The 22766-nt window shown below is 26.6% G+C and carries 26 protein-coding genes; 8 read left to right on the forward strand and 18 right to left on the reverse strand.

Annotation, left to right across the window (positions count from 1 at the left end; genetic code table 11):
- The first annotated feature begins 240 nt into the window (after positions 1 to 240).
- Positions 241 to 666, forward strand: a complete 426-nt coding sequence (locus tag CRU93_RS07100) for a cupin domain-containing protein (RefSeq protein WP_129103496.1) — start codon at positions 241 to 243, stop codon at positions 664 to 666.
- Between the two features lie 80 nt (positions 667 to 746).
- Here the strand turns inward: CRU93_RS07100 and CRU93_RS07105 are convergent, their stop codons facing one another.
- The 5 genes from CRU93_RS07105 to CRU93_RS07125 form a co-directional block, all read right to left on the reverse strand.
- Entirely contained in the window at positions 747 to 1376 is a 630-nt protein-coding gene (locus CRU93_RS07105; RefSeq protein WP_129103497.1) for an energy transducer TonB, read from the reverse strand.
- Positions 1373 to 1750, reverse strand: coding sequence for a TonB system transport protein ExbD (gene exbD / locus CRU93_RS07110; RefSeq protein WP_129103498.1), 378 nt, complete (start codon positions 1748 to 1750; stop codon positions 1373 to 1375). Before exbD ends, CRU93_RS07105 begins: the two co-directional genes overlap by 4 nt.
- On the reverse strand, positions 1731 to 2156 hold the full coding sequence (gene exbB / locus CRU93_RS07115; protein WP_129103499.1) for a TonB-system energizer ExbB: 426 nt from the start codon (positions 2154 to 2156) through the stop codon (positions 1731 to 1733). Before exbB ends, exbD begins: the two co-directional genes overlap by 20 nt.
- Before the next feature lie 157 nt (positions 2157 to 2313).
- Positions 2314 to 3093, reverse strand: a complete 780-nt coding sequence (locus CRU93_RS07120) for a HAMP domain-containing sensor histidine kinase (RefSeq protein WP_258238860.1) — start codon at positions 3091 to 3093, stop codon at positions 2314 to 2316.
- Positions 3094 to 3169: 76 nt separating this feature from the next.
- A complete protein-coding gene (locus tag CRU93_RS07125; RefSeq protein ID WP_129103501.1) occupies positions 3170 to 3829 on the reverse strand; it encodes a response regulator transcription factor in 660 nt (219 codons plus the stop codon).
- 106 nt (positions 3830 to 3935) lie between these two features.
- Here CRU93_RS07125 and CRU93_RS07130 point away from each other — a divergent pair, with 106 nt between their 5' ends.
- Positions 3936 to 5705, forward strand: a complete 1770-nt coding sequence (locus CRU93_RS07130) for a Na/Pi cotransporter family protein (protein WP_129103502.1) — start codon at positions 3936 to 3938, stop codon at positions 5703 to 5705.
- On the forward strand, positions 5692 to 5919 hold the full coding sequence (locus tag CRU93_RS07135; RefSeq protein ID WP_129103503.1) for a hypothetical protein: 228 nt from the start codon (positions 5692 to 5694) through the stop codon (positions 5917 to 5919). Before CRU93_RS07130 ends, CRU93_RS07135 begins: the two co-directional genes overlap by 14 nt.
- Here the strand turns inward: CRU93_RS07135 and CRU93_RS07140 are convergent.
- From CRU93_RS07140 to pgeF, 4 genes are all read right to left on the reverse strand, one after another.
- Complete coding sequence (locus CRU93_RS07140; RefSeq protein WP_129103504.1) at positions 5912 to 6376, reverse strand: tRNA (cytidine(34)-2'-O)-methyltransferase; 465 nt, start codon at positions 6374 to 6376, stop codon at positions 5912 to 5914. The two genes, CRU93_RS07135 and CRU93_RS07140, sit on opposite strands and share 8 nt — an antisense overlap.
- A 1-nt stretch (position 6377) precedes the next feature.
- Positions 6378 to 7211 carry a formyltetrahydrofolate deformylase gene (gene purU / locus CRU93_RS07145; RefSeq protein ID WP_129103505.1) on the reverse strand — a complete coding sequence of 278 codons (834 nt, stop codon included), beginning with the start codon at positions 7209 to 7211 and terminating at the stop codon, positions 6378 to 6380.
- Between the two features lie 70 nt (positions 7212 to 7281).
- On the reverse strand, positions 7282 to 8538 hold the full coding sequence (locus CRU93_RS07150; RefSeq protein WP_129103506.1) for a malic enzyme-like NAD(P)-binding protein: 1257 nt from the start codon (positions 8536 to 8538) through the stop codon (positions 7282 to 7284).
- 163 nt (positions 8539 to 8701) lie between these two features.
- Positions 8702 to 9376 carry a peptidoglycan editing factor PgeF gene (gene pgeF, locus CRU93_RS07155; RefSeq protein ID WP_129103507.1) on the reverse strand — a complete coding sequence of 225 codons (675 nt, stop codon included), beginning with the start codon at positions 9374 to 9376 and terminating at the stop codon, positions 8702 to 8704.
- A gap of 391 nt (positions 9377 to 9767) precedes the next feature.
- On the opposite strand from pgeF, the gene CRU93_RS07160 reads away from it, so the two are divergent.
- Positions 9768 to 10586, forward strand: coding sequence for a shikimate dehydrogenase (locus CRU93_RS07160; RefSeq protein WP_129103508.1), 819 nt, complete (start codon positions 9768 to 9770; stop codon positions 10584 to 10586).
- Between the two features lie 9 nt (positions 10587 to 10595).
- Here CRU93_RS07160 and CRU93_RS07165 read toward each other — a convergent pair whose 3' ends face one another.
- Genes CRU93_RS07165 through CRU93_RS07175 form a run of 3 tightly spaced genes read right to left on the reverse strand, consistent with a single transcriptional unit; the run spans position 10596 to position 12776 of the window.
- Positions 10596 to 11243 carry a transcriptional regulator gene (locus CRU93_RS07165; RefSeq protein WP_129103509.1) on the reverse strand — a complete coding sequence of 216 codons (648 nt, stop codon included), beginning with the start codon at positions 11241 to 11243 and terminating at the stop codon, positions 10596 to 10598.
- Positions 11244 to 11292: 49 nt separating this feature from the next.
- Positions 11293 to 12387: a threonine synthase gene (locus tag CRU93_RS07170; protein WP_129103510.1), complete on the reverse strand. Its 1095-nt coding sequence runs from the start codon at positions 12385 to 12387 to the stop codon at positions 11293 to 11295.
- Between the two features lie 11 nt (positions 12388 to 12398).
- Entirely contained in the window at positions 12399 to 12776 is a 378-nt protein-coding gene (locus tag CRU93_RS07175; RefSeq protein ID WP_129103511.1) for a RidA family protein, read from the reverse strand.
- Between the two features lie 227 nt (positions 12777 to 13003).
- Between CRU93_RS07175 and CRU93_RS07180 the strand changes: the two genes are divergently transcribed.
- Positions 13004 to 14599, forward strand: coding sequence for a gamma-glutamyltransferase family protein (locus tag CRU93_RS07180; RefSeq protein ID WP_129103512.1), 1596 nt, complete (start codon positions 13004 to 13006; stop codon positions 14597 to 14599).
- Positions 14600 to 14616: 17 nt separating this feature from the next.
- Positions 14617 to 15423: a sulfite exporter TauE/SafE family protein gene (locus CRU93_RS07185; RefSeq protein ID WP_129103513.1), complete on the forward strand. Its 807-nt coding sequence runs from the start codon at positions 14617 to 14619 to the stop codon at positions 15421 to 15423.
- Positions 15424 to 15444: 21 nt separating this feature from the next.
- On the opposite strand, the gene CRU93_RS07190 is transcribed toward CRU93_RS07185, so the two are convergent.
- The 5 genes from CRU93_RS07190 to thiI all read right to left on the reverse strand — a co-directional run bounded on the left by CRU93_RS07190 (position 15445) and on the right by thiI (position 20330).
- Positions 15445 to 16341: a peptidyl-prolyl cis-trans isomerase gene (locus tag CRU93_RS07190; protein ID WP_129103514.1), complete on the reverse strand. Its 897-nt coding sequence runs from the start codon at positions 16339 to 16341 to the stop codon at positions 15445 to 15447.
- A gap of 104 nt (positions 16342 to 16445) precedes the next feature.
- The gene (locus CRU93_RS07195) at positions 16446 to 17798 is read right to left on the reverse strand and encodes a multiheme c-type cytochrome (RefSeq protein ID WP_129103515.1); all 1353 of its coding nucleotides are present in this window, start codon (positions 17796 to 17798) and stop codon (positions 16446 to 16448) included.
- A 26-nt stretch (positions 17799 to 17824) separates the two neighbouring features.
- The gene (locus CRU93_RS07200; RefSeq protein ID WP_129103516.1) at positions 17825 to 18370 is read right to left on the reverse strand and encodes a NapC/NirT family cytochrome c; all 546 of its coding nucleotides are present in this window, start codon (positions 18368 to 18370) and stop codon (positions 17825 to 17827) included.
- Positions 18371 to 18428: 58 nt separating this feature from the next.
- Positions 18429 to 18605, reverse strand: a complete 177-nt coding sequence (locus tag CRU93_RS14150; RefSeq protein WP_164967644.1) for a hypothetical protein — start codon at positions 18603 to 18605, stop codon at positions 18429 to 18431.
- 249 nt (positions 18606 to 18854) lie between these two features.
- Positions 18855 to 20330, reverse strand: coding sequence for a tRNA uracil 4-sulfurtransferase ThiI (thiI, locus tag CRU93_RS07205; RefSeq protein WP_129103517.1), 1476 nt, complete (start codon positions 20328 to 20330; stop codon positions 18855 to 18857).
- Between the two features lie 135 nt (positions 20331 to 20465).
- On the opposite strand from thiI, the gene CRU93_RS07210 reads away from it, so the two are divergent.
- Together CRU93_RS07210 and CRU93_RS07215 are read left to right on the forward strand one after the other, a co-directional pair.
- Entirely contained in the window at positions 20466 to 21092 is a 627-nt protein-coding gene (locus tag CRU93_RS07210) for a UPF0323 family lipoprotein (RefSeq protein ID WP_129103518.1), read from the forward strand.
- Positions 21093 to 21095: 3 nt separating this feature from the next.
- Complete coding sequence (locus tag CRU93_RS07215) at positions 21096 to 22274, forward strand: glutathionylspermidine synthase family protein (protein ID WP_129103519.1); 1179 nt, start codon at positions 21096 to 21098, stop codon at positions 22272 to 22274.
- Positions 22275 to 22283: 9 nt separating this feature from the next.
- Here the strand turns inward: CRU93_RS07215 and CRU93_RS07220 are convergent, their stop codons facing one another.
- On the reverse strand, positions 22284 to 22766 hold the full coding sequence (locus CRU93_RS07220) for a hypothetical protein (RefSeq protein WP_129103520.1): 483 nt from the start codon (positions 22764 to 22766) through the stop codon (positions 22284 to 22286).

Here is a 22766-nt window from a genome sequence, read left to right on the forward strand (position 1 = left end):
TATTTAAAGTTACATATTATTTACTTTAAAATTTACTATAATTAAAAGATAATTTTTTTCTAAATATTTAATAAAATACTTATAAATTTCATTTTATTTAAAATATATATTGAATCTATTTATAAATTTATTATTATATATAATTATTACTTTTTTATTAGAATTTTATTATTTTATTTACAATTTTATTATTTATTTAGTTATATTTCATTAAAATTTCATTATTCAAAAGGAGAATATATGAAAAAAATTACGTTATTAATTTTATTATCTTTATTTCAATATGCTTTTGCACATGGAACAGATAAAGGAATAAAAGTAGAAACAGTTGTTAAGGCAACTAAAAGTTGGAATGGAGATAAACTACCAGACTATACAAAAGGAAAACCTCAAATCACTATTTTGAAAATCACTATTGCACCACATACAAAATTACCTTGGCATAAACATCCTTATATAAATGCGGGAGTATTATTAAAAGGTCATTTAACTGTACATAGTGCAAATAATGAAGTATTAAAAATGAAAGCTGGTGATCCAATTGTTGAATTAGTAAATAAATCACATTATGGTATCAATGAATATGATGAACCTGCAGTTATTATGGTTTTTTATGCAGGTGAACTTAATAAACCTGTAACAGTACTTGACAAAAAAGTAAAATAAAATAATTTGCTTTAAGCTTTGTATATTTTTCTGTAGTACAATGAAAAATATACAAAGTAAATTAAACTCAAATTACACACTTACAAAAGTTTATATGTTATTGGAATAGAAATAACTAATGACTTAGGAACAGATGGGAACTTTTTAGATGCATTTAAAATAGCTTCTATTGTGGATTTTCTTAATAACTTATGCCCTTTTAATACTACTATTTCTTTTATGTTACCATTTTTTAATATTTTAAACTTTACTTTTACATCCCCTTGAATATTGAACATTTTTGCTCTTTTTGAATAAGTAATATTTTCTTGAATTAATTTTCTTATTAAAAGTAAATTTTTTTGTATATAAACTTCTTTTTGATTTAATTTTGGCTGTGTGATTTTAGTTGTTTTTACTTTTTTATTTGCTGCTTCTTTTTTTACTTTTTTTATAACTTTTACTTTTTTTATAATACTCTTTTTTAATACTTCTTTCTTTATTTTTGTTTTAACTACTTTTTTTGTTTTGACTACTTTTTGTGGTTTAATTTCTTTTATTTTTTTATCTTGTTTTACCTTTTTTAATACCACATAATTTAAAGATATTTTATTTATATCTTTTTTCTTATTAACTATTATTTTTTTATTTGCAAATAAAAAATATAATCCACTAGCTATTAATACATATATAAAAACTGTAATTATAAATGAGTTTAAATATCTTTTCATTTTTTAGTTAAAATTGATATATTTTCAAAGTTATTAGATTTAAGTGCATCAAGTATTTGTACAAATGTATCAAAAGTTGCTTGCTTATCACTTTTAATATTTATTGGTGTTTTTCTATTTAGTTTTAATAATTCTATTTTTAGAGTTTTTATACTTACTCTTTGTTTTTTAAAATAGATTTGATTACTTTTCTTTACGATAATATTTACTTGTTTATGTGTATTTATACTATTAGCATTACTTGCATGTGGAAGATTTACAGGAATAATACCTTTTGTAATAAAAGTCGATGTCATAAGTATTATTGCTAAAAGTACAAGTAAAACATCAATAAATGGAATTACATTTATACTATCAAATTTCTTTATCTTCATATTTACTTTCCAATACTTCTGCGTATCTACTTAATATATTATAAAAAACCATAGAAATTATGGCTACTACTAATCCTGCAGCAGTTGCTTTAAGAGCCAGAGCGAGTGATGCCATTATTTTACTTGCTTGTATATCTACACTACTCATTGTCATAAATGTAAGCATTATAGCTATTACTGTGCCTAATAAACCAATAAAAGGTGAGTTTGATGCAATTGTCCCAATAATAATTAAATGCTTTGTAAGAGCTATTTCTAAAGCTTTTTTATTTTTATATTTTGTAATATCAAGTTTTCTATAAAAAAGTACTCTTTCAATAAAAAACCATACAGATATAAAGCTCATAATAGCTAATAAGATTATAACACCATAATCAACAAGATTTTTCATTACTTCTATATCCATGGTTATTCTTCCTTTTATAATTGGTTTTTATTTTGCATAGAATAAAAAGTTAATGTAGTAAAAGTAGATAAACTAATTTTCATTATTATCCTTTAGTTTTTATAAGAATAATAATTTAAATGTGTTAATTAATCATTAAATAACTATTAAGTAAGCCTTAAATTTTAGTTTTTACTATTATATTTTTTAAATCAAGAATAAATTTATTTCCATTTTTAGATGGTTCTATCTTAATAGTAATTAAATTTTTATCACAAAATTCTTTTACCATTGCAAGACCTAATCCAAAACCCTCTTTATGTGTATTTTCTTGAAAGTATTTATCAAAAATTATAAATAAGTTTTTTGTATCAATCTCTTTTCCCGTATTAAAGAAAATTAATTTATTATCAAAAAATGAAATTTCAACAATACCATCTTTTTCTATATTATGTTTTAATGCATTTGATAAAAGATTATCAATAGTTTTTTCAAAACCATTAATATCACTTTTTAATAAAATATCTTTTTCTAATTCAACTTTTATTTTTATATCTTTTTTTACATCTGCAAATTTTTCTAAACTATTGTTAATAAGCTCTTTTAAACTAAATTCTGTAATATCAATTTTATCAATCTCTTTTTTTATTTGATATTCCATATTTTCATATAACTTCAACAATTCACTTGAAGCTTTTTTAATTCTACTTAATCTTTTTAATGCCTTTTCATCATCAATCTTTTTTTCAAGCATTTGAGTATTTAAATTAATAGTTGAAATTGGTATATTTAGTTCATGTAGAGTCTCTTTAACTGTTTTTTGTAGATTTTCATCACTTTTAAATAGTGGTTCAAAAATAGATTTACTAAGAAATAAATATAAAACAAGTCCAAAAATCAAAACACTAATTGTTATAAGTAAAAAAGTATCATGATTAAAGCCAAATATTGAAGTCAAATAATAATTCAAAAACAAAGATAATAAAAGCACGAATATTATTACAATAGAATTTGATATTAGAAAGTTTCTTTTTTTAAAGTTCAAACTTGTACCCTATTCCTTTTAGATTTTTTATTGAGTCTTTCCCAAATATTTTTTTTAAATTATTTATATAAACTCTAATTGAGCCTTCACTATACTCTTCATTATATGACCAAAGGCTATTTATAATCATATCTTTTGTAACAATAGTTTCTCTTTTTGCTAAAAACAATTCTAATAAGTCGATTACTTTACTTGTAAGATTTAAATCTTCATTACCTTTTAATAATCTTCTATTTTCCACATCAAAAATCATATCATTAGGTAATTCAATTTCTTTTTTTAACTTACCGCTTCTTTTTAACAAAGAATTTATTCTAAGTAATAACTCATCTAAATCTACAGGCTTTTTTAAATAATCATCACATCCACTTAAAAATCCATTTGTTAACATATGTTTATCTTTGTGGGAAGTTAGATAAATAGTAGGTGTATTATCATCTGCATGTCTAAGCCTTTTTAGAAGTTCTATTCCACTTATTTTTGGAACATTTATATCTAATAAATATAAATCATATTTTTCTTTAAAACAGTAATCCAAAACCTCTTCACCATCTCTTGCACACTTTACTTCAAATCCTTCATCATTAAGAAAATCTTCTAAAGTTTCCAAAAAAAGTTCGTCATCTTCTAAAATTAATATTCTATTCATTGTTGCTTTCTTATTAAGATATTACAAATTTTATCAAAAGAAGACTTATTTAATAAAATTTATTGTTATAATATATAACAATACTATATATTTTGGGGGAGAGAATATGATTAGAAACGTGGGTGTTATAATACTTTTCCTATTTTTGGGATATTTTGTAGTTTCACAAGAAAATATAAAAATTATTTTTAGTGGAATTGCTATATTTTTAGTTGGAATGTATTTTATGGAAAATGGGTTTAAACTATTTTCGGGAGGAGTATTAGAAAAAGTTCTTGCAAATTTTACAAGTAACATATTTAAATCAATTACAACAGGTTTTGTAACAACAACTCTTGTTCAAAGCTCTTCATTAATCTCAGTAATAGTAATATCATTTTTATCTGTAGAATTACTTACTTTAGCTCAAGGTATAGGAATAATATTTGGTTCAAATCTAGGAAGTACAACAACAGCTTGGATTGTCTCAAGTTTGGGATTAAAAATCAAGATTTCAATGTATGCAATGCCAATGTTAATATTTGGAGTTATTTTAAAGTTTTTTAAAAATAACACTTATAAAGGAATTGGAAATATACTTTTGGGGTTGGGTTTTATATTTTTAGGTATTTCATATATGAAAGATGGATTTGAGACCTTAAAAGACTCAATTGATTTAGCTTCATTTGCAATGACTGGTTTTTCAGGATTAATAGTATATATCTTAATTGGCGCATTAGCAACTATTGTCATTCAATCAAGTGGTGCAACTATGGCAATTATAATTACTGCATTAAGTGCTGGAAGTTTAATATATATAAATGCACTAGCTCTTGCAATTGGGGCAAATATTGGTACTACAGTTACTGCAATAATAGGTTCTTTAACCTCAAATGAAAATGGAAAACGACTTGCTTTTGCACATCTTATTTTTAATGTAATAACAGCTTTATTTGCAGTGGTTTTTCTTCATTATATAAAAGATTTTGTTGATATATTAGCACCCTATTTTGGAATTGATGCAAAAAACTATAGTATGAAACTTGCACTTTTTCATACCATTTTTAATATTATAGGAGTAATTATTGTCGCTCCATTTACAGGATATATTGTAATACTTTCAAAACGATTTATCAAAAAGAAAGTATCAAATTATTCAAAACCAAAATATTTACTAGAATCAAACTTAACAATACCAAATGCAGCTATTTTATCTATCAGAAAAGAATCAATAAACCTATATGAAAATTGTCAAAAAGCAATACTTCATGCTTTAAGTTTACATACTTCAAATTTAAGAACAAAAGAAGATTTAAAGCAAGAATTAACAAAAGATATCAAAAAAATCGATACAAACCTAGATGAAATTTACCAAGAAAATTTAAAAGTACTTTATAGTGAAATAATAAAATACTCCTCTTTTGCACAAGAGAATATGACAAGTAGTCAACTAAAAGTTGTAGGAAATTATAAAAGATCTGCAAAAGAGATTATTGATATTCTTAAAAGTACAAGAGATATACAAAGAAATGTAAATTTTTATTTAAAAAGTAAAAATGAATACATAAAAAAAGAGTACAATATTTTAAGAGAAGAGTTGGCTACTATATTAATAGATATAACATATCTAGATAATGACAATTTAGAAGAAGTTGATAAACTAACTCAGTTAGAGATTATAAAAGATAGATTAAGTCAAAATGATATATCAAATAGCGAAAAAATTGATATATTAATTAGAGAAAATAAAATAAAAGCAACCATGGCAACTTCACTTATTAACGATAGTGCTGCAGTCTATTCTATACAAAAGAAATTAGTAGAAATAGCTATGCTTTTATTTATAAAAGATGAACTAATTCAAGAGATAGGAGAACAAACAGATGCCTCATATTGAACTAATTGAGAAAGTAAAAGCATTTTTAAAACAAGATAATAAAAAAGATGTAAAAAAAAGTAAAGTTATTAAGATATTAAATAAATTAATCGAAAAAAAACAGAATATGAAAAAAGAGATTAAAAAGTGCGAAAACAAAAAAGAGAAACAAAAGCTTCAAGAAAAACTTGAAGCTTTAAAGAAACTAATAAAAAAAACAAAAAAACTCATTTGAAGTTTTTAAAGTTTTGTCTTAAAGCTTCATAAGCAACAATTGAAACTGAATTTGCCATATTTAGACTTCTTGCATCATTTGTCATAGGAATAGTAATACATCCATGTTCATTCATTGCAAGTAAGTCTTCTGGTAATCCAGCATCCTCTCTTCCAAAATAGAAATAATCACCTTCTTTAAACTCTTGATCAAAATATACTTTATCGGTTTTTGTAGTTGCAAAGAAATGTCTATTTGAGTATGGATTCTTTTCCCAAAACTGTTCAAGATTTTCATATTCATAAACTTCTAAATCATACCAATAATCAAGACCTGCTCTTCTTACTTGTTTTTCTGTAATTTCGCCAAAACCATATGGTTTAATTAAGTGTAATTTACAATTTAAAGCAAAAGCTAATCTTCCTATTGTGCCTACATTTCCTGGAATTCTTGGTTCGTGTAAAACTATATTAAACATTTTATAAAATCACCGTTTTGTTTTTGTGTACAAATACTTTATCATCTAATAATAATTGAAAAGCATTATATAGTACAACTTTTTCTACATTTCTACCAGCATTTCTCATCTGTTGCCATGAATAAGTATGATCAACTCTAACAACATCTTGTGAAATAATTGGTCCTTCATCTAAGTCATCAGTAACATAATGAGCTGTTGCACCTATAATCTTAACACCTCGTTCATAAGCTTGTTTATAAGGATTTGCTCCAATAAAAGCAGGTAAGAATGAGTGGTGAATATTTAAAACTTTTTTAGGGAAAGTCTTAACAAATTTTGAAGTTAATATTCTCATATATTTTGCAAGTACAATTAATTCAGGGTTAAACTCTTGAATTTTAGTTATAAGTTTATCTTCATGTTCTTCTCTACTTAATCCCTCTGCATTGATACAGAAAAATGGTATTCCAAACTTTTCAACTAAGTCTCTTAAATGTTCATGATTTGCAATAACAGCTTTAATATTCGCATCTAAATCACCATCTAAATATCTAATCAATAAATCACCTAAAACATGTGATTCTTTTGTAGCTAAAATAACAACATCTTTATTTTGTTTTTCATTTAATTTTATAGATGATTCCGGTGGTAAAACTTCATGTAATTCTTTTAGAAGAATTGTTTTTTTTACATCTCCAGTAATAACAGTTCTCATAAAAAATTTCTTAGTTTCTGGGTCAACGTACTCTGAGTTTTGTTCTATATTTAAGTGATTTGCAAAAAGAACTTTTGAGATATTGTAAACAAGTCCTTTATCATCTATAGTATCTATTAAAAGTATATACTCTTTCATTATAATCCTAGTATTATTCTCATTTTAAAGTGAGAATAATACCATTTTCTTGATTAATAGATAATTGAAATTATACCATTGAAGCTAATTTTTGTCTATAAGCCTCTAAATTAAAGTCTTTAACTCTAGCTACACCTGTTTCAACTGCTGCATTTGCAACTGCAGAAGAAACTTCAACCATAAGTCTTTTATCAAATGGAATTGGAATAATATATTCTCTACCATAAGATAACTCACCATATGATTCTTTTAATTCATCAGTTAAAGGCTGTCTTGCTAATTGTGCAATAGCTTTTGCTGCTGCCATTTTCATTGTCATATTAATTTTTCTAGTTTGTACATCTAATGCACCTCTAAAAATAAAAGGAAAACCTAAAACATTATTTACTTGATTAGGAAAATCTGATCTACCAGTTCCTACAATTGCTTTTGGTTTAACTTCTTTAACATCTTCAGGAAAAATTTCTGGAGTTGGATTTGCTAATGCAAAAATAATTGGTTCTTCACTCATAAGTGCAATATGCTCTTTAGTAAATGTTCCAGGTCTTGAAAGTCCAAGAACCATATCAGCATCAGTAAATGCTTCTTCCATAGTTAAAGGCTCATCAATCATAAACATTTTTTTATATTTATTTAAATCTTTTCTACCTTTATGTATAACACCTTTAGAATCACACATAATTAAATTTTTTACACCTAGTTCTTTATACATAGTTGAACAAGCAGTAGCTGATGCACCTGCACCAACAACTACTACTTTCATATCTTCAATTTTTTTACCCATCATATCACTAGCATTTATCAACCCCGCACTTGTAATAATTGCTGTTCCATGTTGGTCATCGTGCATAACTGGAATATTTAACTCTTCTATTAATCTATCTTCAATTTCAAAACACTCTGGTGCTTTAATATCTTCTAAGTTGATACCCCCAAAAGTTGGTGCTATTGCCTTAACAGCTTCGCAAAATTTATCTACATCTTTTGCATCAACTTCAATATCAAAGGAATCAACTGCAGCGAATTTTTTGAATAATACAGCTTTACCTTCCATAACTGGCTTTGATGCTAAAGCACCAATATCCCCTAATCCAAGTACAGCTGTACCATTTGAAATAACTGCTACAAGATTTCTTTTTGCAGTATATTCATATGCTAATTCTGGCTCTTTTTTTATCTCTTCACACGGATGTGCAACACCTGGTGAATAAGCCATTGATAAATCTCTTTGTGAATTTAATTGTGTAGTAGTAGCAATTGCTACTTTACCTGGATTTGGACTTTTATGGTATTCTAAAGCTTCTTCTTTAGTAACTTTAACGCTCATCTCTCTAACCTTCCTCATTGATTTGAAGCGCAATTGTAACAAAATGAAACTTAATTTTATAAAAATTTTATAAAGATTCCCTATTTTTTATATAGTTAAGGTTGTTTTTAGCTTTTTTATTACATAACTTATACATAATAAATACATTAATTTTAAATATTAACTATCTTATTTCAATAATTCCTGCAAATCTTCCAGTCTTTTTTGATTTCCTATATGAAAAATAATCATCTCCACTACATTTTGTACAATATTCAGAAATTTTAATATTTTTTATTCCTAAATCATTTAACTGTTTTTTATTTATTTGTTGTAAATCAATATTTCTATTATTTACAAATTCTTTTCCAAAAGAAGTTTCAACAATTTTCACTAGTTCTTCACTTACTTCATAACAACACTTTTGAATACAAGGACCTAAAATAGCATTTATATTTTCTGGCTTACAGTTAAATTTCTCTATCATTTTTTTTGCAGTTTTTGCAGTAATTTTTAAAAAAGTTGAATTTCTACCAGCATGAACAGCTGCAATAACCCCTTTTATCTCATCATAAAGTAATACAGGAATACAATCTGCAACCATTACCATAAGAGGTAGATTTTTTTCATTTGTTATTAATGCATCACAAGAATCTATTAAAAATTCACTATTTTTATTTATTATTTTTACTTCATCTTTATGTACTTGATTCATATATCTTAAGTTTGGGATAGTAAAAGGATATTTTTTTGAAAGATTAAATCTATTTTTATCTACATTTTCTTTTTTATCATCCACATGATAAGCTAAATTTCCATCATTTTTATTAGTAAACGTATAAAAAATATTATTTTTCATGTAAATCCCTTTTATTTATAATTATAATTATAATTATACAAAATTACAATTATAAAATTTTGAAAATATTATTTTAGTATTTAATAAGATGAAAAAATATTTTTGTTTTTTATACTTGTACTCTTTACTAATTGATTAATAATATTTAAAACCTAAGTTTTATCTTTTTAATAAATATTCTTATAATCCCAATAACATGAAAGATTAACTATAAATACCTCTTATCTAATTTTGCATGTAGATATTAAAAAAACTTATATAAGTGAAAAGTATTTTTTTATATAACTTATTTGTAATCTAATAGTAAATAATACAAAAGATTATTTTAATATTTTATTATAAACATTTACTTATATTCTTTTTGGTAAAATCCATTTTTCAAAGGTAAAAAATGTCAAAAAATAATATAAATAACACACAAGTCTATGCAATTTTTGGGGATCCAGTAGAACATTCAAAATCTCCACAAATGCATAATAGTGCATTTGAATTTCTAAATTTAGATGCAGTTTACAAAAAACATCATTTAAAAGATGGGAAAAAATTAAAAGAAGAATTTTTAAATAATTTATATGCTGGAGCAAATATCACAGTTCCACATAAAGAACAAGCTTTTAAACAAGCAGATGAAGTAATTGGAATCGCAAACGAAATAAAAGCTGCAAATACATATATTAAAAAAGATAACAAAGTATTGGCTTATAATACAGATGCCCCGGGATTTTTAAAAGCAATTGAAAGCTTTGGAAATATAAACAAAGTATTAGTTATAGGTGCAGGAGGTACAGCAAAAGCAATATCTCTAGCACTAAAAGAAAAAGGAATTGATGTAGTTGTTGTAAATAGAAGTGAATCAAAACTAGAATTTTTTAAAGAAAAAGATATCAAATCTTATTCATGGAAAGATTTTAGACTTGATTATTTTGACCTAGTCGTAAATTCTACAAGTGCAGGACTAAAAGATGATAAACTTCCGATGAATAAATCTCAATTAGAAAATATCTTTTTGAATTCATCATATGCGTTTGACTGTATCTATGGTAAAGAAACTCCATTTTTAGCACTTGCAAAAAAAGAGGGACTAGAAACAAAAGACGGGGAAGATATGCTTTTATTTCAAGGTGTTTTAGCATTCGAATATTTTACAAATACAAAAATAGATTCAAAAACTATTGAAATAATGAGAAAAGCACTTAAAGAAGAAAATTAATTTTCTTCTTTATCTTTTTCCTTTTATTGCATCCAAGTAACTATACACAGTTACTTTTGAAACACCCATAAAGTTTGCAACTTTATCTATGGAACCTTTTACTAAGAAAATACCTTTCTCATCCATAAATTTAATAATCTCTAAACTTTTTTTTCTTGTTAGTTTTTCATTATTTTTAACTGTGTTTTTAAATATCTGTTCGATGATATTATCAAGTGTACTCATAATATCTTGATTAAGTATATATTCTTCTTGTTTTTTCATATCTTCAGTTGAAGATGTATTTCCCAAAAATCCTTGTAATTCTTCTTGTAAAAGATGAGATAAAGTTAAATCATAATTAAGACATAACATACCTATTACTTCATCTTTCCCATCACGAATCAAGGCTGATGAAGATTTTATTTTTTTACCATCATGTGTCTCAAAAAAATAATTGACAACATAATCATCTTTAAAATCTTTATTAAGTAAAACCATTTTGATAAGATGATCAAAACTTTGCCCAACTTTTCTTCCTGTAACTTCACCATTTGCTGCATAAACTACAGAATTTTGAGGTTGTGTTAAATCATGCAATACAACTTCACAATTTTTTCCAAAAGTTTTTACAATTAAATTTGCGATTGGGATATAAGCTTTAAGAATTGAATTCATAAAAAGTCTCCTTCTTAAAATGTAATATATCAAAAAAATACTAAATTATTTAGTGGTCAGATTTCAACCCTGCTCCACACATTGAAATTAAGCAATCACTTAAACTTTCATTATCTTTACAATATTGTAAATAAGCAGCATATGAAGCAGCTGTTGTATGCTCACAATAAATTCCTTTTGACGCAAGTATTTCTCTACTTCTAATAATATTATCTTCTGGTGCAATTATCGTCTTTACATTATACTTATAAATATATTCTAAAATCTCTTCTCCCCTCATAGGAACACCAATTGCTATACCTTCAGCTAATGTAGGTTTTGAAATTACTTTAGAAGGTTTTAATTCACTGTTTTTTGTAGCTAACACAAAAGGAGAACAATATTCACTTTGTATTGCATAGATATTTGGCATTGATTCAATTAACTTGCTTTCAAGTAATTCTTCTAAAGCTTTAATAACACCAATAAATAAAGTACCATTTCCTAAAGGAATAAATATATTTTTAGGAATTCTATTTAATTGTTCATATACTTCATAAATATAAGTTTTTGTTCCTTCATAAAAAAATGGATTATAAACATGATTTGCATAATATTTTTTCTCTTCACTAACTTTTTTTCTACAAATATCTGCACAATCATCTCTTGAACCAGGTGTTATATTTACTTTTGCATTATGAGATCTAATCATATTTATTTTTTTAGGTGAAGTTCCTTTAGGAACAAATATTTCGCACTTTATATCTGCTTTTGCACAATATGCAGCCACACTATTTCCTGCATTTCCACTACTGTCTTGAACTACACTTTTTACTCCAATTGATTTACAATGAGATACTAACATAGCTGCGCCTCTATCTTTAAAAGATAATGTAGGCATAAAATAATCCATTTTTAATAATACATTTTCATCAAATCTAATTATAGGAGTCATTCCTTCACCAAGAGTAATATCTTTCCAACTATCATCTATTATTGGCATAAACTTTCTATAACGAAATAGTCCCCATGTATTTTTATCTACAAGTTCCAAATCAAATTTAGGAGCTTTAAACTGTAACTTCCATAATCCACCACAATCACATTTTGATTTTTGAGATGTCACATCTTCAATTTTTTTACATTTACTACAAATATATTTCATTTAATACTCCTTTATTTACAAGATGCAATAACATCAACTTCTACTTTAAATCCAAAATGAAGTTTTGATAAGGTTGCAATAGTACGAGCAGGTGTATGATTTTGGAAAAAATCACTATATATACTATCAACTACAGCCCATTTATCTAAATCATTAATGTAAATATTTACTTTTAAAACCTTTTCTTTACAAGATCCTGCTTCTTGTAGAATTAATTCTATATTATTTAGAATTTGTTTTAATTCATCTTGCATTGTTCCAAATTTTTTTTCACCAGTATTTGGATCAATTGAAAATTGTCCTGATAAATAGACTCTACCCTCATCTACAACTGCTAATGCATAATGACCATTTGCTTTTAAATTTTTTACTTTATTTATTATTTTCAATTTTAATCCTTATAAATTTTATTTAAAATTATATAACTTTTTATACTTAATGTCAATTATATATAATTTTTTATATATAAAATTATAAATTTTTATAAAATTTTTGAATAAAAATTATAATTTTAAAATAGAATTTATATAAAACTATAAAAATGATTGCTATTATTATATTTATTTTTATTATTTAACAGGTTTTAAAAGTATAAAAACAATAAATAGGATGAAAAATGTCTAATTTACCTTTAACTCAAAAATCAAAAAAAGCGATGGTAGTATCTCCCCATCATGCAGCTTCTGATGCTGGATTAGAGATATTAAAAAAAGGAGGAAATGCAATTGAAGCAACAATTGCAGTTGCCTCATCTTTAGCCATACACTATCCCCATATGACAGGAATTGGTGGTGATGCATTTTGGTTAATATATGATCCAAAAGATGGAGTAAGTTTTATTGAAGCATCTGGTTATTCAGGCTTTGATGTAAATATGAACTTATATAAAGATTTAAAATCTATTCCTTTTAGGGGCAAACTTGCAGCAAATAGTGTTGCAGGTGCTGTTTCTTCATGGGATTTAGCTTACAAAAAAAGTAAAGAATCTTGGCAAGGAGAACTAGACACTTCTACTCTCGTACAAGAAGCTGTAAATTCAGCACAAGAAGGAATTAGAGTAACGCAATCTTTACATGATACATTAAAAGAAAAAAAAGATGAGTTAATAAAAGATTCTTATTTTGCCCAAGTTTATTATCCAAATAATGAAGTACCTAAAGTTGGTGAACTATTAGTTCAAGAAAAACTTGGAAAAACTATCAAAACTTTGGGAGAAAAAGGTTTTGATGATTTTTATACAGGAAGTATAGCTAAAGATATTGCAGATGATTTTAAACAAAGAGAAGGTTTAATAACAACTAATGATTTAAAAAAACACAATGCAACTTGGCAAACTCCTTTACAAATAAAAACAAGTAATGCAAAAATATTTAATGCTTCTGCTCCAACACAAGGTGTTGCATCACTTATGATTATAGGACTATTTGATAGATGGCTAAAAAAGCTACCTAAAAAAGACTCTACAAATCATATTCATTTACTTGTAGAAGCTACAAAAATAGCTTTTAAACATAGAGATAAAATGAGTTCAGCTGCAACTTCACAAGAGTTGCAAGCTTGGTTAGAACCAAAATATTTAGATAAATTAAGTGAAGAAATTGATTTTCAAAAAGCAGTACCTTGGGGTGAAAATACAACACCTGGTGATACTACATGGTTTGGAGCAATAGATTCAAAAGGTAGAGTAGTAAGTGCAATTCAAAGTATTTATCATGAATTTGGAAGTGGTTTTACTCTTCCTAAAACTGGCATTGTTTGGCAAAATAGAGGTTGTAGTTTTTCTCTTGATTCAACACATATTCAATCTTTAGAACCACATAAAAAACCTTTTCATACATTAAATCCTGCTATTGCACTTTTTGATGATGGAAGAGTTATGGCTTATGGAACCATGGGTGGAGATGGTCAGCCTCAAACACAAGCTGCAATTTTCACTAGATATGCTTATTATGATGAAGATTTACAAACATCAATAAATAATCCAAGATGGTTATTAGGTAGAACTTGGGGTAACTCCTCACAAAGTTTAAAACTTGAATCAAGATTTAGTAATGAAATAGTCAATAACTTAAGACAAAAAGGGCATGATATTGAAATATTAGGCAAACTTGATTCTGCAGTTGGACATGCAGGTGCAATAGTTTATTATCCGTCAAAAAACATATTAGGTGCATTTGACCCAAGAAGTGATGGAAAAGCTTCAAACTTTTAAAATAAGGACAATTTTATATGAATGAATTATTAATTTTAATACCTATACTTTTAATTAGTGGTATTATTGCTGGTTTATTAGCAGGACTTCTTGGTGTAGGAGGAGGAATAGTTATAGTTCCAATGCTATATCATATTTTTATACATATGCATATTGATATTTCTATTGCTATGCCTTTAGCTATTGGTACATCATTATCCACTATTGTAGTAACTTCAATAATTTCTGCTAGATCTCATCACAAAAAAGGTGGTATTGATTGGGAATTATTTAAAAGATGGATTCCTTTTGTTGTTTGTGGAGTTTTAATTGGAACAGTTTCATCAAAATTTATAGATGGATCAAATTTAAAATTTATGTTTGGTATTTTACTTTTAGTAGTATCTATAAATATGATTATTAATAGATTTAAAACATTAACAATTTCAGATCAATTACCAGGAAAATTTGGCCAATCTATTTTTGCTACACTATTAGGAAGCTTTGCATCAATGCTAGGAATTGGGGGAGGAACACTTATGGTTCCCCTACTTACTCTTTTTTCCTTTCCCATTCACAAAGCTGTAAGTACAGCTTCAATTTTTGGTCTTATTATTAGTGTACCTGCAACAATAAGTTATATTATAATTGGTTGGAATGTAGAAAATTTGCCTGCTGCATCCACTGGTTATGTTAACTGGATTGCTTTTATTATTTTAGTTCCAATGACTATGTTCTTTGCTCCATATGGAGTAAAATTAGCTTATAAACTAAATGTAAAACAATTAAAAACTGCATTTGCTGTATTCTTAGCTTGTGTAGGATTAAAAATGGTATTGGTTTAAAACCAATACCATTAAATTATATTATTTATTTACTATTTTTATAGTTGCTTTCTTTTTAAGCTCTTCAATTTTATTCATTGCCCAGTTTTTCACAGTTTTTTGGATATACTCATCTTTTACAGTATCTTTTACTCCATCAAATGTACTTTTGTACTCTGGAATATCATTTAACACATAAAATACTTCATACCCAAACTCTGTTTTTACTGGTTTTTCAGAGAAATACCCTCTTTTTTTATCTTTTAACAATGGTTTTAATTGACTATTTAATGCTTCAATTGGCATTTTTCCTAAATAACCATGATTTTTTGCAGTTGGTGCTAATGAGTGTTTTTTTGCTTCAATAGAAAACTCTTGAAGTTTATCTTTTGCATTTTGTAATTTTTTGATAATTTTTTTAGCCAAAGATTCTTTATTTACAACAATACTTAAAAGCTCAATTTGTGCTGGTGTATCATATTTATACTTTCTATCTTTGTAATATTTCTCAAGAACTTTATCACTTGGTTTCATATTTTCAGATTTTTGATCAAGCAATAAATCAAATGCTAATAACCCTTTTTTACTACTTAATTGCTCTTTTGTATAACCTTTAATTGTTTTCTCTTTTACCACATCAACTAAACTACCATTTTTTTTCTTTTTAGTATCTTGCCCTAAACTTAAAATATGTGTTAATACTTTCTTATATTTTTCAGTTTTTACAATATCTGTTTTTAATGCATAATCACTTGCCAATCTCTTTTCAATAAGTTTATTAATAATTTTACTTTGCATTTTTTTATCTAAAGTTTTGAAGCTCTTTGGAGCAACTTCTGTTGTAATATTTTCCCCATTTACAACAGCCAAAATATCACTTGCATAAGTTGATGATATTAAAGTTGATGCCATTACCATACTACACATTAATTTTTTCACATTTTATCCTTTAAAAATATTTTTATATATAAACACTTTATATTTATATATAAAAATATTTTAAAGAAGGAAGATATTTCTTCCTTCTTAATAATTAAATCTGATTAATCTTCGATTTTTCCTGATTTAATTCTTTTTTCATAAATTGCTTTAAGTTCTCTAATATCTTGTTGAACTTCAAATACACCATGCCAGTGAGCATAATCAGGAGCACCCATTAGTGCACCTTGTCTCATTCTTCTTCCTTCATGATGCCATAAATGATACCAAATTTTAAATGCTTTATCTGCCCATTTATCTTTGTTCATTAAACCTTTTTTAGTTAACTCATCAATCATTTTCTTAGCATCTGTTGCATAAGTGTTATAAAGTTTAACATGTTTATCTGCCATAGTAAAGAAGTTTTTAGTATGTGTTTTTGTGTGACAAGAAGCACACACTTGTTCCATTTCACTTCTTGCTGCTTTACTTCCTTTTGGATTTCCTGCTAAAGGGTTACCTTTAGTGAATTTTCCAGTTTTTTCAAACTCAGTTACAGCTGTTTCATATCCACCATCTCTTTTTTTAGAAATTGGTGCCCAAATATTCCATTTTAATCTTTTACTAACATTATGAGTTGATGAAAGACTTCCAATACCACTCATATGACAAGTTGCACAAGTTGGTGCTCTATAATCACCTGGTTCCCATGCATCTGGTGCAGAATCATATTTCCATTCACTACCTTCAGCATTAAAGATGTGTCCATGCATAGAGTTATTATAAATTTCGATATCTGGATGATCAGGTCCTAAGTGACACGATGCACAAGCTGCTGGTTTTCTAGCTTCAGCAATTGAGAATTTATGTCCAGAGTGACAAGATTTACAGTTTCCTACTCCACCATCTGGATAAACATTACCAATACCATAGTTTGGCCAAGTTTCTGCAGTTGGTCTTTTGTTTTTATCTAATTTAATAATAGTACCATGACATTGCATACATCCTGTAGCTTCGGGAGAGTGTTTAAAATCTTTATGATCTCTACCTTCAAAATGTTGCATTAATGATTGCATACCTTTTTTAGCTTTTACTTGAATAGCTGCTCTTGCATGCCCACTTTGATGAAATTGTGTTACCTCATTTGGGTGACATCTTTCACATGTTTTTGGACTTACTAATGCAGATACAAAAATTTCTGTACCTTTAATACCTTTACAATTTTGTGCTGCCATTGGATTATCTTTTTTAACACTATGACAATCAATACAGCTTACACCCACATGTCCATGTCTACTCTCTCTCCAATCATTTACATGACCTGGAGTCATTTTGGCATGACATTCAACACAACTTTTTCCTGCTTCTGTTAGTCCTCTTTTAACTTTTAAAGTTTTAACACTTGTAACATCTCCTACATTTGCTGCAAATGCTGTAAGTCCTAAAGCAAGAAATATAAATATCATCTTTCTTAACATTTTACTTCCTTTTTTGTGTATCAAATTTATTTCTTTATATAATCACCCAATATATGGTGACCAACGTTTTTGTGACATTCAACACATTTTTTGTCTGTTCTTTTTTCAAAGTACTCTTTATGTGCGATAAAAGCTTTAGTGTTGCTTGTAGTCGCATTTTGTAAGTTTGTATGACAATTCATACAACCTGTATCAAAAACAAAATTTTTAGAATGTTTTCTTTTTGCCTCCCAATCAATAGATTCAGGATCTCCAAAGTTTTGAACTCTAAAGTCATGTAATCCAGTTCTTGCTTTTTCAAATAAATAACTAGCAAGTGAATCATGAGGTAAATGACAATCAACACATTTTGCTTGAATACCGTTTGGATTGTTACCGCCGTGAGCATCAAGATAATATGAATCAGCCATAGGTTGCATCGTATGACACAATGTACAAAATTTGTCGTCTGAAGTTTTGTGTACCCCAACTGCTACACCAAAGGAGAAAAGTAGACCTATAACGCCACCTAAGACAAAGATTCCTATAATGAACCATATAGATTTAGCTTTTTTTTCCGTATTACGGGACATAAAAACTCCTATTATTTAAAACTTCGATTTCTCAAAGTATTTAGATGATAAATAAATATCATCCAACTAATATTACACTTCGTGTACCTACTTTATAAATAAATATAAATACTCTTCTACACCATAATAACTCTAACCTCCCCTTACTTATCAAATAAACAAATAAATATTCATTCATTTTGATTTTATAAAGTGCAATAGCAAATCTTAAATAAATATATTCAAAATCAATCATAAATCAACGGTTAGCTGCTAAATCTATGATAAAACTAATGCATTTTCTTTTATAAAATTACTAAATATAAAATTTAATAATTTATAAAGAATATATCTTAACTAAATTAGAAAAGAAAAAAATTGACGAAGGTCAAAAAAATGAAAATTATTTAAAATTTATTAAATAATATAATATATAAATATTTTAAGCTTTATATAAGGTAGTGTGAAGAAAAATTAAATAGAGGAATATCTCTATTTAATCTTATTATTTTATGTTAGGTCTATACACTTTTATGTTTGTATAGTTTTCTGAATCTCTTAAGTATTGCCCATGAAGCTGGCTTAATATACCTTTTTCACAATATAATAAATACTCTTTATTAGTAGGAAGTTTTTTAAACTCTTTTTTTAGATTAAAAAATGGTATTTTTAACACTTCTGTATCATCAAGTTCTATACAATCTTGTCCTTGTCTTATATCAATAACAGTATAATTTGTATCTTTAATATCTGTTACTACTTCTAGCTGCCCTACTTCTTCATTTATATTTTCTATCATTTCATCAACATATGTCTCTTTTGCATTTTCTACAGCTATTTCTAAAACACTATAATCAAACTTTTTAGACTCTGATTCCATTTTATCAAATGAACCATGAGTTACAGGATTTTTTGAGATTACTCCGCAATATTCTGGCATTGTTTCTGCAAATCTTCTTGTTCCAATCTCTTCTGCAATATCTATAATTTCAGGCTTATTCATAGTACAAAGAGGTCTTAAAACAAGTTTTTTTGTAACTTGGTCTATAAGTGCAAGATTTCTTAATGTTTGACTTGACACTTGTGCGATACTTTCACCTGTCATAATTGCATCAATTTTCATTCTATCTGCTATTTTACTTGCAGCCATAAACATTAATCTTTTTAATGTAACTCCCATATATGATTCATTAGTAGATCTAAATATTTCAGTTACTACATCTTCAAAAGGAATTGTAATAAAAGATACTCTATGCGAAGCACCAAATTTATTCCATAAATAATAAGCTACTTGTTTTACACCAATTTCATGAGCTACTCCACCAAGATTAAAGAAAACAAAATGAGTTTTCACTCCTCTTTTCATAGTTAAATAACTTGCAACAGTAGAATCAAATCCACCAGACATCAAAGATAAAACACTACCTTGTGTTCCAATAGGAAACCCTCCAAGTCCTTTGTGTCTATAAGTAATTATATTTAACTGCTTTTCAATTAGTTCTAATTTAACAGTAACTTCGGCATCTTTTAATTTTACGCCTTTTGTATCATTATTAGCAAGCATATACCCACCAACAGTTTGTTCTATATTTGTTGATCCAAATTCATGAGTTCCAGATCTTTTAGCTCTTACAACAAAAGTTTTACCTTCTATTTCACTTCCCATAAATTCATTTACTTTTACTTTTATTTCATCTAAAGTTGATACATTATCTATTTGAATTGCTTCTAAAACTAATTCAACACCTGGTGTTTGAACTAGTCTTTGTCTAACAGTGTCTACTACTTCTATTGGGCATACAACTTCTATTTTATCAAAAAACTTTTTGATAGGAATATCGTCTGAAATTTTACTCATTAAGCTTTTAACATTGTTATAAATTTGATTTATCATTTGTCTTTTTGCTTTTGTTCCCTTTATCATAACTTCTGGGAAAAATTTAATGATAAATTTTTGTGTTTTTAGCTGCGTTCTATCCATAAATTGAAAACCTTATTTATTTTATAGGCGCAATTATAACATAACTGTTTTAAGGTTAAATATTTAATGTAAAAAATAGCAATTATTCAGTAATATACAGCACTTTTAAACTATAGATGAATTAAGGATTTTGATTTGAAGAAAAGAAATCATATAAAAAAAATATCGGACTATGCAATTGTTGGCGGACTTGGAGCCCTACTTGTAACTGGACTAGTTGGTTGTCAAGATAGAGGAAGTAATCAGCAAGGTGATAATGCAGCTTTTACAAATGCTTCACAAAAACAAAATGCATTTGTTATTATTGAACAACTTCCAAACAATAAAGGATATAAAATTGTAGATGAATTTCCTGCAAATAAAACTACAGTTGTACTTAGACAACCTGATGGAAGTGAAAGAATTTTAACAAAAGATGAAATTGATAAACTTGTTAAACAAGAAGCTGCAAAAATAGATGCAGGAACTTCACCACTTACTAATCCTGAAGTATCAAATGGAACAATGGGACTTGGAGGAGTACTTTTATCTTCAATTGCAGGTGCAATGATTGGTTCATGGATAGGTAACAAATTATTTAATAATCAAAACTATCAAGCTCAAAGAAGAACACAATATAAATCTCCACAAACATATACAAGATCAAAAGAGTCATTTAAAAAAGCAGCTAGCTCTGCAAATAGAACAAGTTCAACTAAAAAAAGTGGTTTTTTTGGAAGCAAATCTTCCTCTTCTGGTTCTAGAAGTTTTTTTGGTGGATGATAAATGAATTTAAAAAAATTAGAACCTCTAACAAATGAATATTTAGAGTCAATTGGATTTGTTTGGCACACTGATGAAGATAAAACTTCGTATGTTGCCAATGAAGTAATTGAAATAACAGAAGACGAAGCTAATGCATATTATGAAGCAACAAATGAACTTTATGATATGTATTGTGAAGCTGGTGAATATGTAATTAATAATAATTTATTTCATGAATTAAACATTCCATTTAATTTAGTAGATATTATCAAAAAATCTTGGGAAGATGATGTTCATTGGCATATTTATTCAAGATTTGATTTAGCAGGAGGAATTGATGGCAAACCTATTAAATTAATAGAGTTTAATGCTGATACTCCAACTTCATTATTTGAAACAGCTATTATTCAATGGGCTTTATTAAAAGCAAATAATTTAGATGAAGCCAGTCAATTTAATAATTTATATGAATCATTAAAAGATAACTTTAAAAGAATAATAACATTAGATAGTGATGTAGAAAAATTTGAAGAGTATTATAAAGATTTAGGATGGAAAATATTATTCTCTTCAATTAGTGGTATTAGTGAAGATGAAAATACAACTAAACTTTTACAACATATTGCAACAGAAGCTGGTTTTAATACAGAGTTTGAATATATTGATAAAGTTGAATTTAGTGATGATGGTATTTTTGCAAAAGATAAAAGTTTTGAATTTTGGTTCAAACTTATTCCTTGGGAAGATATTGCAATTGATGAAAGTGAACTTGCACTACTTTTAACTGAGATGATAGAGAATAAAAAAGCAATTATTTTCAATCCTGCTTACACTTTAATGTTTCAATCAAAAGGTTTTATGAAAATATTATGGGATTTATATCCAAATCATCCTTTATTGTTAGAAACATCATTTGAACCTTTAGAAAATAAAAAACAAGTTGAAAAAAGATGCTTTGGTAGAGAAGGAGCAAATACAAAAATAATAAATGCTGATGGCTCTATTGATATACAAACTGATGGTGAATATGAAGGACATAAAGCAATTTATCAAGAGTATGTTGAATTTCCTAAAGATAGTGATGGTAATTATTATCAAGCAGGTGTATTTTATGCATATGAAGCTTGTGGTTTAGGTTTTAGAAGAGGAGAAAAAATATTAAATAATATGTCAAAGTTTGTAGGACATATTATTAAGTAAGTTAAAGAATCAACTCTTTAACTTACTATCTTCTTTTTCTATATGCTCTAATAATTTTTTAAAACTTTTTTCAATTAATCTAAAATTTTTAATAGATAAAACAGGAGTATGACTCAATCTATCTTTTGGTTTAAATCTTCTTCTTGTTGTATCTCTTATATCAATATTATCACCAATAAGAACGATATCAAAAGCTCCACTTTTTCCAATAAAGCCTATATTTAATGGTATATAATATTCTCTTTCATCTTTTATATTATAAAAAATTGCTTCATTTCTAAGCATAACATACTCTAAAGGAGCATCAATAGTACAACCAAATGAATTAGATTTATTAAAAATTATTTTTTTAATATTTTCAATATTTATAATAGATTTTTTTAATCTTTTTTGTACTCTTTTATACATAATTTTCCATAAAAAAGAATCAATTTGTTTTGAGCCATCTAAATAAGTTAAAGGCTGTTCATCTATATAATATATATTATTCAA

The organism is Arcobacter sp. CECT 8985, assembly GCF_004116495.1.
Lineage (GTDB): Bacteria > Campylobacterota > Campylobacteria > Campylobacterales > Arcobacteraceae > Malaciobacter.

Coding starts and splice junctions, on each gene's coding strand:
- CRU93_RS07150 (WP_129103506.1), bottom strand. CDS start 8,538: ATGAGCGTTAAAGTTACTAAAGAAGAAGCTTTAGAATACCATAAAAGT.
- CRU93_RS07125 (WP_129103501.1), bottom strand. CDS start 3,829: ATGAATAGAATATTAATTTTAGAAGATGACGAACTTTTTTTGGAAACT.
- CRU93_RS07165 (WP_129103509.1), bottom strand. CDS start 11,243: ATGAATTCAATTCTTAAAGCTTATATCCCAATCGCAAATTTAATTGTA.
- purU (WP_129103505.1), bottom strand. CDS start 7,211: ATGAAAGAGTATATACTTTTAATAGATACTATAGATGATAAAGGACTT.
- CRU93_RS07195 (WP_129103515.1), bottom strand. CDS start 17,798: ATGTTAAGAAAGATGATATTTATATTTCTTGCTTTAGGACTTACAGCA.
- CRU93_RS07140 (WP_129103504.1), bottom strand. CDS start 6,376: ATGTTTAATATAGTTTTACACGAACCAAGAATTCCAGGAAATGTAGGC.
- exbD (WP_129103498.1), bottom strand. CDS start 1,750: ATGAAGATAAAGAAATTTGATAGTATAAATGTAATTCCATTTATTGAT.
- CRU93_RS07180 (WP_129103512.1), top strand. CDS start 13,004: ATGTCTAATTTACCTTTAACTCAAAAATCAAAAAAAGCGATGGTAGTA.
- CRU93_RS07100 (WP_129103496.1), top strand. CDS start 241: ATGAAAAAAATTACGTTATTAATTTTATTATCTTTATTTCAATATGCT.
- CRU93_RS07105 (WP_129103497.1), bottom strand. CDS start 1,376: ATGAAAAGATATTTAAACTCATTTATAATTACAGTTTTTATATATGTA.
- pgeF (WP_129103507.1), bottom strand. CDS start 9,376: ATGAAAAATAATATTTTTTATACGTTTACTAATAAAAATGATGGAAAT.
- exbB (WP_129103499.1), bottom strand. CDS start 2,156: ATGGATATAGAAGTAATGAAAAATCTTGTTGATTATGGTGTTATAATC.
- CRU93_RS07215 (WP_129103519.1), top strand. CDS start 21,096: ATGAATTTAAAAAAATTAGAACCTCTAACAAATGAATATTTAGAGTCA.
- thiI (WP_129103517.1), bottom strand. CDS start 20,330: ATGGATAGAACGCAGCTAAAAACACAAAAATTTATCATTAAATTTTTC.
- CRU93_RS07130 (WP_129103502.1), top strand. CDS start 3,936: ATGATTAGAAACGTGGGTGTTATAATACTTTTCCTATTTTTGGGATAT.
- CRU93_RS07170 (WP_129103510.1), bottom strand. CDS start 12,387: ATGAAATATATTTGTAGTAAATGTAAAAAAATTGAAGATGTGACATCT.
- CRU93_RS07185 (WP_129103513.1), top strand. CDS start 14,617: ATGAATGAATTATTAATTTTAATACCTATACTTTTAATTAGTGGTATT.
- CRU93_RS07200 (WP_129103516.1), bottom strand. CDS start 18,370: ATGTCCCGTAATACGGAAAAAAAAGCTAAATCTATATGGTTCATTATA.
- CRU93_RS14150 (WP_164967644.1), bottom strand. CDS start 18,605: ATGATTGATTTTGAATATATTTATTTAAGATTTGCTATTGCACTTTAT.
- CRU93_RS07160 (WP_129103508.1), top strand. CDS start 9,768: ATGTCAAAAAATAATATAAATAACACACAAGTCTATGCAATTTTTGGG.
- CRU93_RS07135 (WP_129103503.1), top strand. CDS start 5,692: ATGCCTCATATTGAACTAATTGAGAAAGTAAAAGCATTTTTAAAACAA.